The sequence below is a fragment of the Actinomadura sp. WMMA1423 genome, from assembly GCF_006547145.1.
Taxonomy (GTDB): domain Bacteria; phylum Actinomycetota; class Actinomycetes; order Streptosporangiales; family Streptosporangiaceae; genus Spirillospora.
Genome location: NZ_CP041244.1, coordinates 1,903,916 through 1,916,052, shown reverse-complemented (window position 1 = coordinate 1,916,052; position 12,137 = coordinate 1,903,916). Strand labels below are relative to the sequence as shown.

Sequence of the window (12,137 nt, the reverse complement as noted above, 5' to 3'; positions counted from 1 at the left end):
ACGTCCCCCGACGCCTCTGTCAGCGGCCCCTTACAGGCCGCCGTCTGGCGGGGCGGGCGGTTCTCTGGGATCGTCTTTCTGGGATCTTTACCGTTCCGCACGCGCGTGCCGCGCAGGCGTTCCGCGCACGCGCTCCGCACGGGGGAGAAGACATGTGGCCCGGGTCCAACCCGCCGATGGGACCGCCGCCCGTGGGACCGGGGCAGCCCGGGCCGGGGCTGCCCGAACCGGGATGGGCGCCGCGCAGGCAGCGCATCAGCCCGAGCGCCGGCTGGTACGCGCTGCCGGTCGTCCTGGTCCTGGTCGCCGTCATCGGCCTGTTAACGACGCTCGTGGTCCTGTGGGACGAGTCGGAGGCCGCGCAGGGCCCGGCGTCCGTGGGGGACGCGGAGTCCGGGGTGGCCGTCCGGCTGACGGAGGGCTACGACTACTACGTCTACGTCCGCGAGGGCGGCGCGTCCCCGTACGCGTGCCGGATCGAGTCGGGGGAGCAGTCCGGGCCCGTCACGCTCACGAGGAGGAACTCGTGGAGCGCGTCGAACCGCACGTCCTACCGCTACACGGCCACGTTCACCGCGCCGGTGTCGGGTGACGCCCGGCTGACCTGCCGGGGCGCCGACGGGCCGATCCTCGTGACGCCGGACGAGAGCGCCAACGGCTACCTCGGCTTCGCCGTGCTCGGCGCGCTCGGCCTCGGCGGCCTGGCCGCCCTCGCGTTCATCGTCACGATCCTCAGGCGCAGCGGAGCCAAGCGCAGGGCCGCGACGGCGTCGGGCCCCTACTACTGACGGCCCGGGGCCCGCCCCGGTTCGCCCCGGCCCGCGGCTCAGGCCGTGAGCTCGCGCTCCAGCGGCGTGCGGAAGCGGGGGATCGCGCGGACGCCGCCGTACCACTCCGCCACGCGCGCCGCCTCCCGCTCGACGGCGGCCCCGGCGTCGGCGCCGACGTCCTCCAGCAGGCGGACGGCGATCTCGCCGTCCCGGCGCTGCGCCCAGCCGCCGACGATGCGGCCGTCCCACCAGACCGAGGGCCCGATGTTGCCGTTGCGGTCGAACAGCCGCGGACCGTGGCCGCCGAGGAACCAGCCGCGCTCCTGCCAGCCCATGGGGGTCGGGTCGAGCGCGGGCAGCAGCGCCGCCCACGGCTCCGGCGCGGGAGAGGGCTCCAGGTCGTCGGACAGGACGATGCCGCCGCCCCCGCCGAGGTCGACCTCGGTGACGTCCAGGAGCGCCAGGGCCTTCCTGACGTCGCCGGCGGTCCAGCCCGTCCACCACTTCAGGTCCGAGACCGGCGCGGGGCCGAACGCGCGCAGCCAGCGCCGGACCAGGGCGGCGCGGGCCTCCTCGGCCGGGAGCTCCTCGATGCCGCCGGGGAGCCACGTCTCGACGGGCGACCACATGTACTGGCTGCTCGTCCACGACCCGTTCGGCCGCCCCCGCACGATGCGGCCCTCGCAGCCGAGCGTGACCAGGACCCAGGTGGTGATGCTCGTGGGCCGCGAGTAGGACTTGCCGGGCGCCGGGTCGACCTGCGTCCGCAGGAGGGGGACGTCCGCGCCGAGCTGCGCGCCCGTCGCCTCACCCCGCGCCAGCAGCGCCCGGTGGGCGGCCTCCTCCGCCTCGGCGAGCAGGGCGGGGGCGTCGGCGACGTCGCTGCCGCGCTCGATCATCCGCGCGTAGGTCCTGCGCTGCTTGGCCGCGAGGGAGTCGGCCGTGGACGCCTGAAGGACCGGGACCAGCTCCGTCGGCGCGACGAACATCGTCCGGCGCATCGCGAGCATGCGCAGCAGCGTGCGGTCGTCGTAGAGGGCCTTCTCCACCGCCGCGGGCACGGCGTGGACGCTGCGGGCCGCGACCGACAGGAAGACGGTGGCCGGGTCGGTGGCGTGCAGCACCACCATCGACCGGGCGATGTCGAGGACGTCGTCGGTCCTCGCCGGGGGGCAGAGCCGGTGGCGGAGCGCGAGCCGGGCCCGGCGCTCCGCCACGTTCATCGAACGCATGAGCGAATCCTAGCCGGATCAGCCGTTGTTGGAGATCCTCACCACCACCTGGTCCTTGGTGACGGACTGCACCGAGACGTCGAACCCCTCGGCCTGCTGCCCGTCCCCGGCCGGCACCGTCACCGTCTGCCCGCCGATCCTGAGGGTGACCAGCTCGCCCTGGACCTTCACCAGCTCGGCCTTCACACCGAGGATGGACGCGCTCGCCTCGACGCCGCGGTCGAAGGTCACCGTGCACGAGTTGACGTCGCAGGAGGTCTTGCTGTTCTCGCCGCCGCACGCGGCCGCGGCGCCGAGGGGCAGCAGGACGAACGGGAGTACGGCCAGCTTCCGCCGAAGGGGAAAGGAGGTCGAGGTCATGCCGGGGAGTCTAGGCGGGCGCCCCGGCCGCCCGCGCCCTCCGCGAGGCGGATCCGGGCGGCGCGAATGTGGCACCTCGCGGTGATGGCGCTGGATCTCCGGATGACCTCGTGTTTCGCTGGACGGGTGAACTTCACTGGGGGGACGGACCCCGCCGGGTGGCCGGGCGGGGACGAGATGGACGCGCCGATGCTCGGCCCCGTGGTGTGCGCCGCGCTCGGCATCGAGGCGCGCGCGGTCCGGCGCGGCCTGACCCGCACGCCGGTCGTGGTCGTCGGCTACCGGGCGCGCCGCGCCGACCGGCTGCCCGCGGCGTGCGCCGCCCTCGTCGTCGCCGGGTTCGGCGGCGCGCTCGACGAGCGGCTGCGGCCCGGGGACGTCCTCGTCGCGGACGAGATCCGCGGCACCGGCGCGGGCGAGAAGGCGGTGCCGTGCGCGGCGCCGCGCCTGCTCGCCGAGGAGCTGATCCGGGACGGTCTGAGCGCCCAGGTCGGCCCCCTGGTGACCACCGGCCACGTCGTCCGCGGCGCGGAGCGCGCGCTGCTGGCGGCGCAGGGGGCGCGGCTGGCCGACATGGAGTCGGCGGTCGTCGCCGAGCGCGCCGGGACGCTGCCGGTCGCCGCCGTCCGCGTCGTGGTCGACGGCCCGGGGCACCCGCTGCGGCACCCGGGCATCGTCCGGCGCGGGCTGGCGGGACGGCGCGTCCTGGCCCGGATCGGCCCCGCCCTGGAGCGCTGGAGCGTGCTGCTCGTGCGGGGCGAGGAGGGCACGAGCGAGGGAAGCGCGGCCGGGCGGGCCTGACCGCGGCTCAGCCGTGCCCCGAGCCGTGGTCCGGCCCGTGGTTGTCGCCCTGGACGATCTTCCCGCCGAGCTCCCCGCGCAGCGACTCCAGGGTCTGCTGCTGGCTGACCGCGACCCAGCGGGCCCCCACCAGGTACGTCCCGCCCCAGGGCTTGGCCTCGGCCAGCCAGGCGTTCATGCCGGTGTCGGAGGTGAAGCTGAGCAGGACGTAGCGTCCCCGGGAGGTCTTGCAGTTCCCCTGCTCCAGATCCTTGACCTTGCGCTTGCCGGTCAGGGAGCAGTCCGTCTGCTGCGCCAGCTCGGCCAGGCTCGCCGGCTTGGCCTCCTTGCCGCCGCCCGACGCGTCGGACTTCGCCGAGCAGCCGGCCGCCAGCGGCAGCGCCAGCGCGGCGGCGCACAGCGGCAGCGCCTTCACGAGGCCGGGCCTGCTCGGGCGGAGCCTCGTCAGGCCGAGCTTCATCAGGCCGAGGGGGTGTCGGGAACCCATCGCTCTTCCTCTCCAGGGTGAGACGCGCGATTCGCCGGGGTTGAAACACGCGATTCGAGGGAGCAATACGCGCCCCGCCCCGGGAAGGTTCATCCGGGCTCAGGCCGCCATGCGGTCCAGGCCGCCACCAGGCGGGGTCAGGTCATCAGGCGGGCGCCGGCGGCGGCGCGGACGCCGGGGTCCTCGGCCTCGTCGTGCTGGAGCCGCCGCAGCCGCAGCGACGTCTCGCGGGTCAGCGGCGCGGTCCGGGCGGCCTCGGCCCGGACGCCCTCCTCGCAGTCCCACAGCCCCTCGGCGGTGTAGGACTCGGCGGTGTGCGGGGCGGTTCTCGTCAACGCGGTCAGGATGCGGGGTCTCAGATAGGCGTAGGTGGACTCGGTCCAAGCGGTCTTCAACAGCGGGACGGCCTCGCCCGCGCGCAGCCGCCCCAGCCCCTCGATCGGGCTCGCGGCGTCCGCCCAGTCGCGCCGGGCGACGGCGCCGTTCAGCTCGTCCATCAGCAGCGGGATGTCCTGGCGGGTCCCGTAGCGGGCGAGGATGCGCAGCCCCATGTCGGCGCACCCGCCCCGCTCCGCGGCCCACATCCGCGCCCGCGGCAGCGTCTCCGGCCCGTACTCCCGCAGCGCCCGGCACACCGCCCCGCCGAACCTGCTCGGCCGCTGGGGCAGCAGTTCCTCCGCGAGGTCCAGCAGCGCGAGCGTCCGGCGGCGCCCCAGCTCGAATATCGCCGCTATGGCGCCCTCGCCGCGGCGCCGCGCGAGGTCCAGCAGCTCGGCCTCGCTCTGCTCCTCCCGGCCGGAGGCGGGGACCATCGCGCGGCGAGCCGCCCGGCCCGCCTCCCGCTGCCGCGCCAGCGCCTCGGCCACCCGCGGCTGCCGCGCCGCCCACGCCTCGATCACCGGGTTGTACCGGCCCGGGACCAGCAGCGCCAGGTCGGCGTCGTCGCACCGCGCCGCGACCAGGGAGTCCAGGCCCGCCGCGAGCGAGGGGTCCCCGAGGTCGATGAGCTCGGCGACCGCGTCGAACCACTGCGCGCCCTCCTCGGCGTACCGGCGCAGCGGCGCGGCGGCCTCCCGCCGGCTCAGCCGCACCAGGTCGGCCAGCACGCCCAGCGCCAGGTCGACCCGCCACTCGTCGGGGTCGGTGTGGTCGGACGGATCGAACAGGTGCTCCGCGACCGGCCCGGCGGGCAGCTCGAGATCCACCATCAACCGGGCGTAGTAGAGCCGCCGCGACTCGCACTGCCGATCCCAGCGTGGATCACGCCGGACGCAGGCGTACACGTACTCGCCCGCGCCGCGCGTGTCCGCCGCGCGGCGCGCGGCCCTTCCGAGTCCCCGCTGCAGCTGACCGTGCAGCGTGCCCGCCGATTCCAACACGACCTCGTTGCTCACCCCAGCAGAATGCGCACCCAACCAGATATCGGGCAAGTGCTTTAGCCCGCGTTTACCCAGGAAGCAGCCCTGTGGAACCTGTCACAGGCTCCGCTGGGCGATCCAGGAGGCGTGCAGATCGGCGTAGACGCCGGGCTCGGCGACGAGTTCGGTGTGCGGTCCGCGCTGGACGATCCGCCCCGCCTCGAAGACGATCACCTCGTCCGCCGCCTCGGCCGTGGACAGCCGGTGCGCGATCGAGATCGCCGTCCGGCCCCGCGTCACCCCGTCCAGCGCCCGCTGGAGCCGGACCTCGGTCGCCGGGTCCACCGCGGAGGTCGCCTCGTCCAGGACGAGCAGGTCCGGGTCGGCGATGTAGGCGCGGGCCAGCGCGACGAGCTGGCGCTCGCCCGCCGACAGCGACTCCCCGCGCTGGCCGACGGGCGTGGCGAGGCCCTGCGGCAGGCCGTCCAGCCAGTCGGCGAGGCCCAGCTCGGTCAGCGCGAGGACGAGGTCGCCGTCGGACGCGTCAGGCCGCCCGTAACGGATGTTGTCGGCGAGCGAGGCGTCGAACAGGAACCCGTCCTGCGGCACCATGACGATCCGCTCGCGCAGCGACGAGAACCGGACGCGGTCGAGCGGCACGCCGTCCACGAGGACCCGGCCGGACACCGGGTCCATCAGCCGGGTGAGGAGCTTGGCGAACGTCGTCTTGCCCGACCCGGTCTGCCCGACGATCGCGACGCGGCTGCGCGGCGCGATGCCGACGCTCACGTCGTGCAGGACGGGCGGCCCGCCCGGGTAGGCGAAGCCCACCGACTCGAACCTCACCTCGATGGGGCCGCGCGGCAGCGCCTCGCCCTTCTCGCCCGGGTCGGCGACGTCCGGGACGGTGTCCAGCACGCCGAGCACACGCCGCCAGCCCGCGATCGCGTTCTGCGCCTCGTTCAGGACCTCGGTGGCGGTCTGCATCGGGCTGACGAACAGCGTGACCAGGAACAGGAACGCGACCAGCCGCCCGGCCGACAGCTCCCCGGCGACGCCGAGCAGCGTCCCGGCGATCACGACGGCGGCGGTGGCGAGCGCCGCCACCAGCTCGCTGACCGGGAACGTGAGCGCGACCATCGCCTGCGCCCGGGTCTGCGCCGACCGGTAGGACTCCACGGTCTCGTCCACCCGCCGGCCGGTGCGCTCCTCCGAGGCGTAGGCGCGGATCACCGGGGCGCCCACGACCGACTCGCTGACCGCCGCCAGCAGGTCGCCCATCCGCTCCCGGACCCCCATGTACGCCTTCGACAGGATCCGCTGGAAGCGGCGCAGCGCGAACGCCAGCGGCACGAACGCCGCCCACACCAGCAGCGCCAGCGGCCACGAGTAGACGACCATCAGCACGCTCGCCACGACCAGCTGCCCGATCGAGACGATGAACATCAGCCCGCCCGACTGCATGAACTGGCTGATCTGGTCGACGTCGCCGGTCACCCGCGACACCAGCGCGCCCCGCCGCTCCCCGCTCTGGGTGAGCATCGACAGGTCGTGGACGTGCCGGAACGCCCGCACCCGCAGCGACGCCAGGCCGCCCTCGGACGTCCTGTACAGGCGCACGTTCATCAGGTACGCGCACACGGCCGTCACCAGGACGGCCGCCGCGCACAGCAGCACCGCCGTCCGGATGAAGGCCAGGTCGGGGCCGTCCGGGCGGCCGAGGCCCTTGTCGATCGTCTGCTGGACGGCGACGGGCACCACCACCCGCCCGGCCGTCGACACCAGTGCGAGCGCCAGCGTCCCGGCCAGGCCGGCCCGGAACTCCGGGCTCAGCCGCAGCCCGCGCCGCAGCGTGCTGAGCGCGCCCTCCGCGGCGGTGTCGCTCAGTCCCGGCGCGCTCGGCTTCGAGGCCGCCGTGTCGGTCACCGTCGTCATGCCAGGGCCTCCTCGCCGCCCTCGACCGCTTCCTGCTCGGCCTCCGCCCGCTCGTAGGCGTTGACGAGGTTGCGGTAGCCCTCCGAGCTCTCCAGCAGTTCCGCGTGGGAGCCGCGCGCGACGACGCGGCCGTGCTCCATGTAGACGACCTCGTCGGCCAGCGCGATCGTGGCCTTGCGGTAGGCGACGACCACGACGGTCGCGCCGCCGGCCTCCTCCGACTGCGCCTCCCGCAGGCTGTGCAGGATGCGCGCCTCGACCTGCGGGTCGACGCTGGACGTCGCGTCGTCCAGGACGAGCAGCCGGGGCCGGCGCACCAGCGCCCGCGCCAGCGCCAGCCGCTGGCGCTGGCCGCCCGACAGCGTCGCCCCCCGCTCGCCGACCCTCGTGTCGAGCCCGTCCGCGAGCGCCGCGACGAACCCCTCGGCCTGGGCGAGGCGCAGCGCCTCCCAGACCCGCTCGTCCGGGACGTCGAGGCCGAGCGTCACGTTGCCGCGCACGGTGTCGTCGAACAGGAACGTCTGCTGCGGGACGAGCGCCGCCGTCGCCGCGACCCCGCCGCGCCTCACGTCCCTCAGGTCGACGCCGTCCAGCAGGACCGAACCGTCCGCGGGGTCGACCAGCCGGACCAGCAGCGAGGTGAGCGTCGACTTGCCCGACCCCGTCGGCCCGACGACCGCGATCGTCCGGCCGGGCGCGGCGGCGAACGAGACGTCGTGCAGGACGCGGCGCCGCGCGCCCTCTCCGCCCGCCCCTTCTCCGCCTGATGTCTCGTAGGCGAACCTCACCTCCCGGACCTGGAGCTCGGTCGCCGCGCCCCCGGAACGGTCCAGCGAGGCGTCGCCGAACGGCAGGGACCCGGTCGCGTCCAGCACGCCGCGGACACGCCTCCATCCGACGACGCTGCGCGGCACCTCGCCGAGCACCCACCCCAGCGCCCGGATCGGCCACGACAGCAGCGTGAACAGGTAGGCCACGTTCACCAGGTCGCCCGGCGACATCGCGCCCGAGTCCAGCCGCACCGACCCGATCAGCAGGACGGCCAGCACCCCGAGGTTCGGCAGCGCCTCCAGCACCGGGTCGAACAGTCCGCGGATGCGGCCGACCGCGATGTTGGCGTCCCGCAGCTCCCGCGCGCGCTCGGCGAACCGCTCGGTCTCCGCCGACTCCCGGCCGAGGGTCTTGACCACCAGGCCGCCCTCGAAGCTCTCGTGCGCGACCTCGCTGACCTCCGCGCGCAGCTGCTGCGCGCGGGTCGCCACCGGGGACAGCCGCCGCTGGTACACCACGTTGATGAGGGCGACCGCCGGGAACACCAGGAACCCGACCCCCGCCACGACCACGTCGGTGAACAGGATCGACACCGCGGCGATCAGCAGCATGAACACCACGCCGACGGCCATCGGCAGCGGCGCGATCGGCGCCCACACCGCCTCGACGTCGGCGTTGGCGTTCGACAGCAGCTGCCCGGTCGGGTGCCGGTGGTGCCACGCCAGCGGAAGCCGCAGGTACTGCCGGGTCACCGAGCGCCGGTAGGACGCCTGCAGGCGGTACTGCATGAGCCCCGCGTAGAACCGGCGCCCCGCGACGCCGAGGGCCTTGAGCAGCGCCACGGCCAGGATGAGGGCGGCGGCCCCGGCCAGCGCCCCGGCGGTCGTGCGCCCGGACTCGAACGCGGGCAGCACCACGTGGCCGGTCGCCCAGCCGAGGACCTGCGCGGTGCCCACGGTCATCGCCGCGTACAGCGCGCTCGCGAGCACCGACAGCGCGAACACCCGCGGCTCGGCCCTCACCGCCACCCACAGGACGCCCATGCCCTCCCTGAGGACATGGGGGCTGACGCGTCTGGACGCAGGTGGCACGGCGACTCCTCGATCACGGCGGCGCCCGGGAACTGGCCCCCGTGGGACCGCGGCGGGGGGTTTGCGGGGCTGGATAGTGCCTACCATCCGGCCGGGGCGCTTATTCCCGGCCGCCCCGCCACGGCCTACGATCGGTCGATGAGCACGCCCGAGGACCGCTCCGCGCCGTCCGCCCGGAAGCAGGACGTTCCCGCCCCTCAGCAGGACGCCTCCGGCCCGGCGGACCCCGGCCCGGTCCGCCGCGAACGGCTGCTGCTGGCCGCCGCGCTGGCCGAGGCGGGGCCGGACGCGGCCACCGAGTGCGCGGGCTGGACCGCCCGCGACCTGGCCGCCCATCTGGTCGTCCGCGAGGGGCGCCCCGACGCGGCGCCCGGGATCCTGCTGCCCCCGCTGTCGTTCTACACCGAGCGGGTGCGGCGGCGGACGGCCCGCGCCGTCCCGTTCGAGCGGCTGGTGGAACGGTTCGCGCAGGGACCGCCGAAGTTCTCGCCCTACGCCCTTCCCGGAGTCGACAAAAACGCCAACGCCGTCGAGTTCTTTGTTCACCATGAGGACGTCCGGCGCGCCCGTCCCGACTGGGAGCCCAGGGACATCTCGCCGGAACTCGAAGAACTTCTCTGGCGCAGGATAAGAATTGCCCGCTTTGTCCTACGAAAAGTTCAGGTCGAGGTAACGTTCGTCCAGCCTGACGGGCGGGCCGCCCGGGTGTCGGGCGGCGGCCGCGGCGCCGTGCGCGTGCACGGCCCGGTAGGCGAGCTGGTCCTGTGGGCACTGGGCCGCAGGGACGTCGCGAGGGTCCGCCTCACCGGCGCCACGGACGCTGTCAAGACCCTGACCGAGACGGGTTGGAGTCTTTAACGGGCAGGTAACGGCACGGTTCGCCGAGAGGAGAAACGCAAGTGATGCCGCTCCTCCGCTTTACGTGGAACCGGTGATACGGTGGGGCGGTCGGTTGCAGTCGTGGTTCTCGATCGTTCAGGCGCCCGCGAACTGATGGCAGCGGGCGTTTTGGCTTTTCCGGGACCGTACCGGGGGCGAGAGCGTTCCGCAGCGACCGCACGGGCCCGCGAGGTGTGGGCCCAGGTTTTGCCGCAAGGAGAAAGACATGCCCCAGCAGGGCACCGTGAAGTGGTTCAACGCCGAGAAGGGCTTCGGCTTCATCGCCGTGGACGGCGGCGGGCCGGACGTCTTCGTGCACTACTCGGCCATCCAGAGCTCCGGGTACCGCACCCTGGACGAGAACCAGCGCGTCCAGTTCGAGGTCACGCAGGGTAACCGTGGCCCGCAGGCCGACCAGGTCGTCCCCCTGTAACGCCCGCCAGCCGTACGTGGCAGAGCCCGCCCCCCACCGCCAGGGGGAGGCGGGCTCTGTTTAATTGCGTTTTTCTCCTCCTTCGGGCCTGGCGGCCCTCCATCGTCGATAAACGCTGGCGATCGCTGGCATCGCTTCGTCTCGCCTTGCGGCTCGCTTCGCGATCAGGTTCTTGCTTCGCTCGAACCTGCCTTTGGACGCGATCGCCGATCTTCCTGTTGTTGCGGGGTTGCGGCACCGGCTGAGGTAGGTGCGCCCCTCCCGGGCGGGGCGGCCTTCGGGCCTGGCGGCCCTGGGCCTCGCGTCTGCTGCGGGGCTTGCCTTTGGGCCTGGCGGCCCTTGGCTTCGCGGTTTGTGCATGGGGGTCCCTGGGGCTTGTTGGGTGCGGGGCTTGCCTTCGGGCCTGGCGGCCCTTGGCTTTGCGGTTGGTGCATGGGTGTCTTTGGCTCTGGGCCGGGCGTCTGTGGTGGGGGGCTTGCCTTTGGGCCCGGGGGCCCTTGGCTTTGTGGTTCGTGCATGGGGGCTTCGGGCCTGGCGGTCTTGGGCTCGGCAGGGGTGCTGGGTGCGGGCTTTGGGGCGGTGGTCCTTGGCTTCGCGGGTAGTGGGTGGCGGAGCTTGGGCTCACGGTCTGGGTTGTGCGGTCTCGGGGGTCGTGTTCGGTGCGGGGTTGTCTTTGGGCTGGTGGCCCTTGGGGGCGCGGTCGGTGCGGGGCGGGGGGCTGCAATAAACTCGGGCCATGTCCGTGGGAACGTCCGATGGTGGGGAACGGGGCTCGTTGTGACGCCTGGGCGTGAGCGTGGGCTGGCGGCGGTGTTGTGCGCTGCGGGGGCCGGGCTTGTTCTGCTTGCCGCTGGGCGGGGCTGGGCCACGGTCAAGGCGCAAGGGTCCATCACGCCGTTCACGTTGCACCTGACCGGGGGCGACCTTGGGGGTGCGCCTGGGGCCCTTGGGTGGGCCGGGCTTGCCGGGCTTGCGGCGCTGCTGGCCACGCGGGGGCGCGTTCGGGCTGGTGTGGGGGTGCTCATCGCCCTTTTCGGGGTTGGTGTCGCCTACGCGTCCACGGTGGCCGTGCAGCGGTCCAGTGTGCTGGCGGCCGCTGGTGAGAAGAGCGCTCTGCTGCGGCTCGGTGCGGATCCCTTGGTGGACGTCAATCTTTGGTGGCTGGTGTCGGTCGCCGGCGGGGTCGTGCTCGTGGTCTCCGGAATGGTCATCGCCGTGCGTTCCGCGCGCTGGCCCGGCATGTCCGGCCGCTATGAGCGCGCGGCGCCGCGCCGGGTGGCGGAGGACGACCCGTCCGCCATGTGGAAGTCGCTCGACCGCGGCGAGGACCCGACCGCGCACGAGCGGTCGTGAGCACCGACGGTGGCGGGGTCGTGCTCGTGGTCGAGCACGACCCCGCCGTCGCCGAGTTGGAGCGCCGCTACCTCGTCCGAGAGGGCTTCGACGTCGAGATCGAGGCCGACCCCGCGCGGGCGCCCGCGGCCGTCCTGCGCTGCCGGCCCGACGTCGTCGTCCTGGATCTGTCCACGTGCGCTGTTCCCGCCGAGCTGTACAGGCGGGTCGTCGAGGCCGCCCGGGGCGCTCCTGTCGTCGCACTCAGCGGCCCTCTTGACGCTGCTGGTGCGCATGCCTTCGGCGAGTACCGCGTCGAGCGGCCCTTCGGGCCTCGTGTCCTTGTCGCGGCGGTCGCCGAGGCGCTGCGCGCCGGTGGTCCCGCCGAAGCGCCCGGGCCTCTGCGCGCCGGGCGGATCGCGCTCGACCAGAGCGACCGCGCCGCCCTCGTCGGGGAGCGCCGCGTCGCGCTCACCGTCACCGAGTTCGACCTCCTCGAGTTCCTGATGGCCAACCCCGGCCGCGTCTTCACCCGCGACCAGCTCCTCGACGCCGCGTGGGGGCCGGGAGCCGGCGCCGGGAGCCGCACCGTCGACGTCCACGTCGCGCAGCTGCGGGCCAAACTCGGGGACGGCAGCCCCATCAGGACGGTGCGCGGCGTCGGCTACGTGCTGGATGCTTAAGGTGG

12 protein-coding genes are annotated in these 12,137 nt (G+C 74.1%); 6 read left to right on the top strand and 6 right to left on the bottom strand.

Annotated features, from left to right (window positions below; translation table 11 throughout):
* Positions 1-152: 152 nt before the first annotated feature.
* Positions 153-788, top strand: coding sequence for a hypothetical protein (locus FKD65_RS08855; RefSeq protein ID WP_168220882.1), 636 nt, complete (start codon positions 153-155; stop codon positions 786-788).
* A 38-nt stretch (positions 789-826) separates the two neighbouring features.
* Here FKD65_RS08855 and FKD65_RS08850 read toward each other — a convergent pair whose 3' ends face one another.
* Together FKD65_RS08850 and FKD65_RS08845 are read right to left on the bottom strand one after the other, a co-directional pair.
* Positions 827-2,002, bottom strand: coding sequence for a winged helix DNA-binding domain-containing protein (locus FKD65_RS08850; protein ID WP_141577000.1), 1,176 nt, complete (start codon positions 2,000-2,002; stop codon positions 827-829).
* A gap of 18 nt (positions 2,003-2,020) precedes the next feature.
* Complete coding sequence (locus FKD65_RS08845; protein ID WP_141576999.1) at positions 2,021-2,362, bottom strand: hypothetical protein; 342 nt, start codon at positions 2,360-2,362, stop codon at positions 2,021-2,023.
* A gap of 126 nt (positions 2,363-2,488) precedes the next feature.
* On the opposite strand from FKD65_RS08845, the gene FKD65_RS08840 reads away from it, so the two are divergent.
* The gene (locus FKD65_RS08840) at positions 2,489-3,163 is read left to right on the top strand and encodes a 1-hydroxy-2-methyl-2-butenyl 4-diphosphate reductase (RefSeq protein ID WP_168220990.1); all 675 of its coding nucleotides are present in this window, start codon (positions 2,489-2,491) and stop codon (positions 3,161-3,163) included.
* A gap of 7 nt (positions 3,164-3,170) precedes the next feature.
* On the opposite strand, the gene FKD65_RS08835 is transcribed toward FKD65_RS08840, so the two are convergent.
* The 4 genes from FKD65_RS08835 to FKD65_RS08820 form a co-directional block, all read right to left on the bottom strand.
* Positions 3,171-3,650 carry a hypothetical protein gene (locus FKD65_RS08835; protein WP_240810039.1) on the bottom strand — a complete coding sequence of 160 codons (480 nt, stop codon included), beginning with the start codon at positions 3,648-3,650 and terminating at the stop codon, positions 3,171-3,173.
* A gap of 137 nt (positions 3,651-3,787) precedes the next feature.
* The gene (locus FKD65_RS08830) at positions 3,788-5,044 is read right to left on the bottom strand and encodes a hypothetical protein (protein WP_240810038.1); all 1,257 of its coding nucleotides are present in this window, start codon (positions 5,042-5,044) and stop codon (positions 3,788-3,790) included.
* A gap of 81 nt (positions 5,045-5,125) precedes the next feature.
* The gene (locus tag FKD65_RS08825; protein WP_141576997.1) at positions 5,126-6,943 is read right to left on the bottom strand and encodes an ABC transporter ATP-binding protein; all 1,818 of its coding nucleotides are present in this window, start codon (positions 6,941-6,943) and stop codon (positions 5,126-5,128) included.
* Positions 6,940-8,757, bottom strand: coding sequence for an ABC transporter ATP-binding protein (locus FKD65_RS08820; protein ID WP_240810307.1), 1,818 nt, complete (start codon positions 8,755-8,757; stop codon positions 6,940-6,942). The genes FKD65_RS08825 and FKD65_RS08820 overlap by 4 nt, the downstream gene beginning before the upstream one ends.
* A gap of 186 nt (positions 8,758-8,943) precedes the next feature.
* On the opposite strand from FKD65_RS08820, the gene FKD65_RS08815 reads away from it, so the two are divergent.
* The 4 genes from FKD65_RS08815 to FKD65_RS08800 all read left to right on the top strand — a co-directional run bounded on the left by FKD65_RS08815 (position 8,944) and on the right by FKD65_RS08800 (position 12,132).
* Positions 8,944-9,663: a TIGR03085 family metal-binding protein gene (locus FKD65_RS08815; RefSeq protein WP_141576995.1), complete on the top strand. Its 720-nt coding sequence runs from the start codon at positions 8,944-8,946 to the stop codon at positions 9,661-9,663.
* Between the two features lie 247 nt (positions 9,664-9,910).
* Positions 9,911-10,117, top strand: a complete 207-nt coding sequence (locus tag FKD65_RS08810) for a cold-shock protein (protein WP_018657218.1) — start codon at positions 9,911-9,913, stop codon at positions 10,115-10,117.
* Positions 10,118-10,549: 432 nt separating this feature from the next.
* Positions 10,550-11,470: a Trp biosynthesis-associated membrane protein gene (locus tag FKD65_RS08805; RefSeq protein ID WP_368367233.1), complete on the top strand. Its 921-nt coding sequence runs from the start codon at positions 10,550-10,552 to the stop codon at positions 11,468-11,470.
* Complete coding sequence (locus FKD65_RS08800) at positions 11,467-12,132, top strand: response regulator transcription factor (protein WP_141576993.1); 666 nt, start codon at positions 11,467-11,469, stop codon at positions 12,130-12,132. The genes FKD65_RS08805 and FKD65_RS08800 overlap by 4 nt, the downstream gene beginning before the upstream one ends.
* Positions 12,133-12,137: the final 5 nt, after the last annotated feature.

What these genes read in the sequence shown, in the direction of transcription:
- FKD65_RS08815 (WP_141576995.1), top strand. Translation starts at nt 8,944, where the DNA reads ATGAGCACGCCCGAGGACCGCTCCGCGCCGTCCGCCCGGAAGCAGGAC.
- FKD65_RS08825 (WP_141576997.1), bottom strand. Translation starts at nt 6,943, where the DNA reads ATGACGACGGTGACCGACACGGCGGCCTCGAAGCCGAGCGCGCCGGGA.
- FKD65_RS08805 (WP_368367233.1), top strand. Translation starts at nt 10,550, where the DNA reads ATGGGTGTCTTTGGCTCTGGGCCGGGCGTCTGTGGTGGGGGGCTTGCC.
- FKD65_RS08810 (WP_018657218.1), top strand. Translation starts at nt 9,911, where the DNA reads ATGCCCCAGCAGGGCACCGTGAAGTGGTTCAACGCCGAGAAGGGCTTC.
- FKD65_RS08845 (WP_141576999.1), bottom strand. Translation starts at nt 2,362, where the DNA reads ATGACCTCGACCTCCTTTCCCCTTCGGCGGAAGCTGGCCGTACTCCCG.
- FKD65_RS08820 (WP_240810307.1), bottom strand. Translation starts at nt 8,757, where the DNA reads ATGGGCGTCCTGTGGGTGGCGGTGAGGGCCGAGCCGCGGGTGTTCGCG.
- FKD65_RS08835 (WP_240810039.1), bottom strand. Translation starts at nt 3,650, where the DNA reads ATGGGTTCCCGACACCCCCTCGGCCTGATGAAGCTCGGCCTGACGAGG.
- FKD65_RS08850 (WP_141577000.1), bottom strand. Translation starts at nt 2,002, where the DNA reads ATGCGTTCGATGAACGTGGCGGAGCGCCGGGCCCGGCTCGCGCTCCGC.
- FKD65_RS08855 (WP_168220882.1), top strand. Translation starts at nt 153, where the DNA reads ATGTGGCCCGGGTCCAACCCGCCGATGGGACCGCCGCCCGTGGGACCG.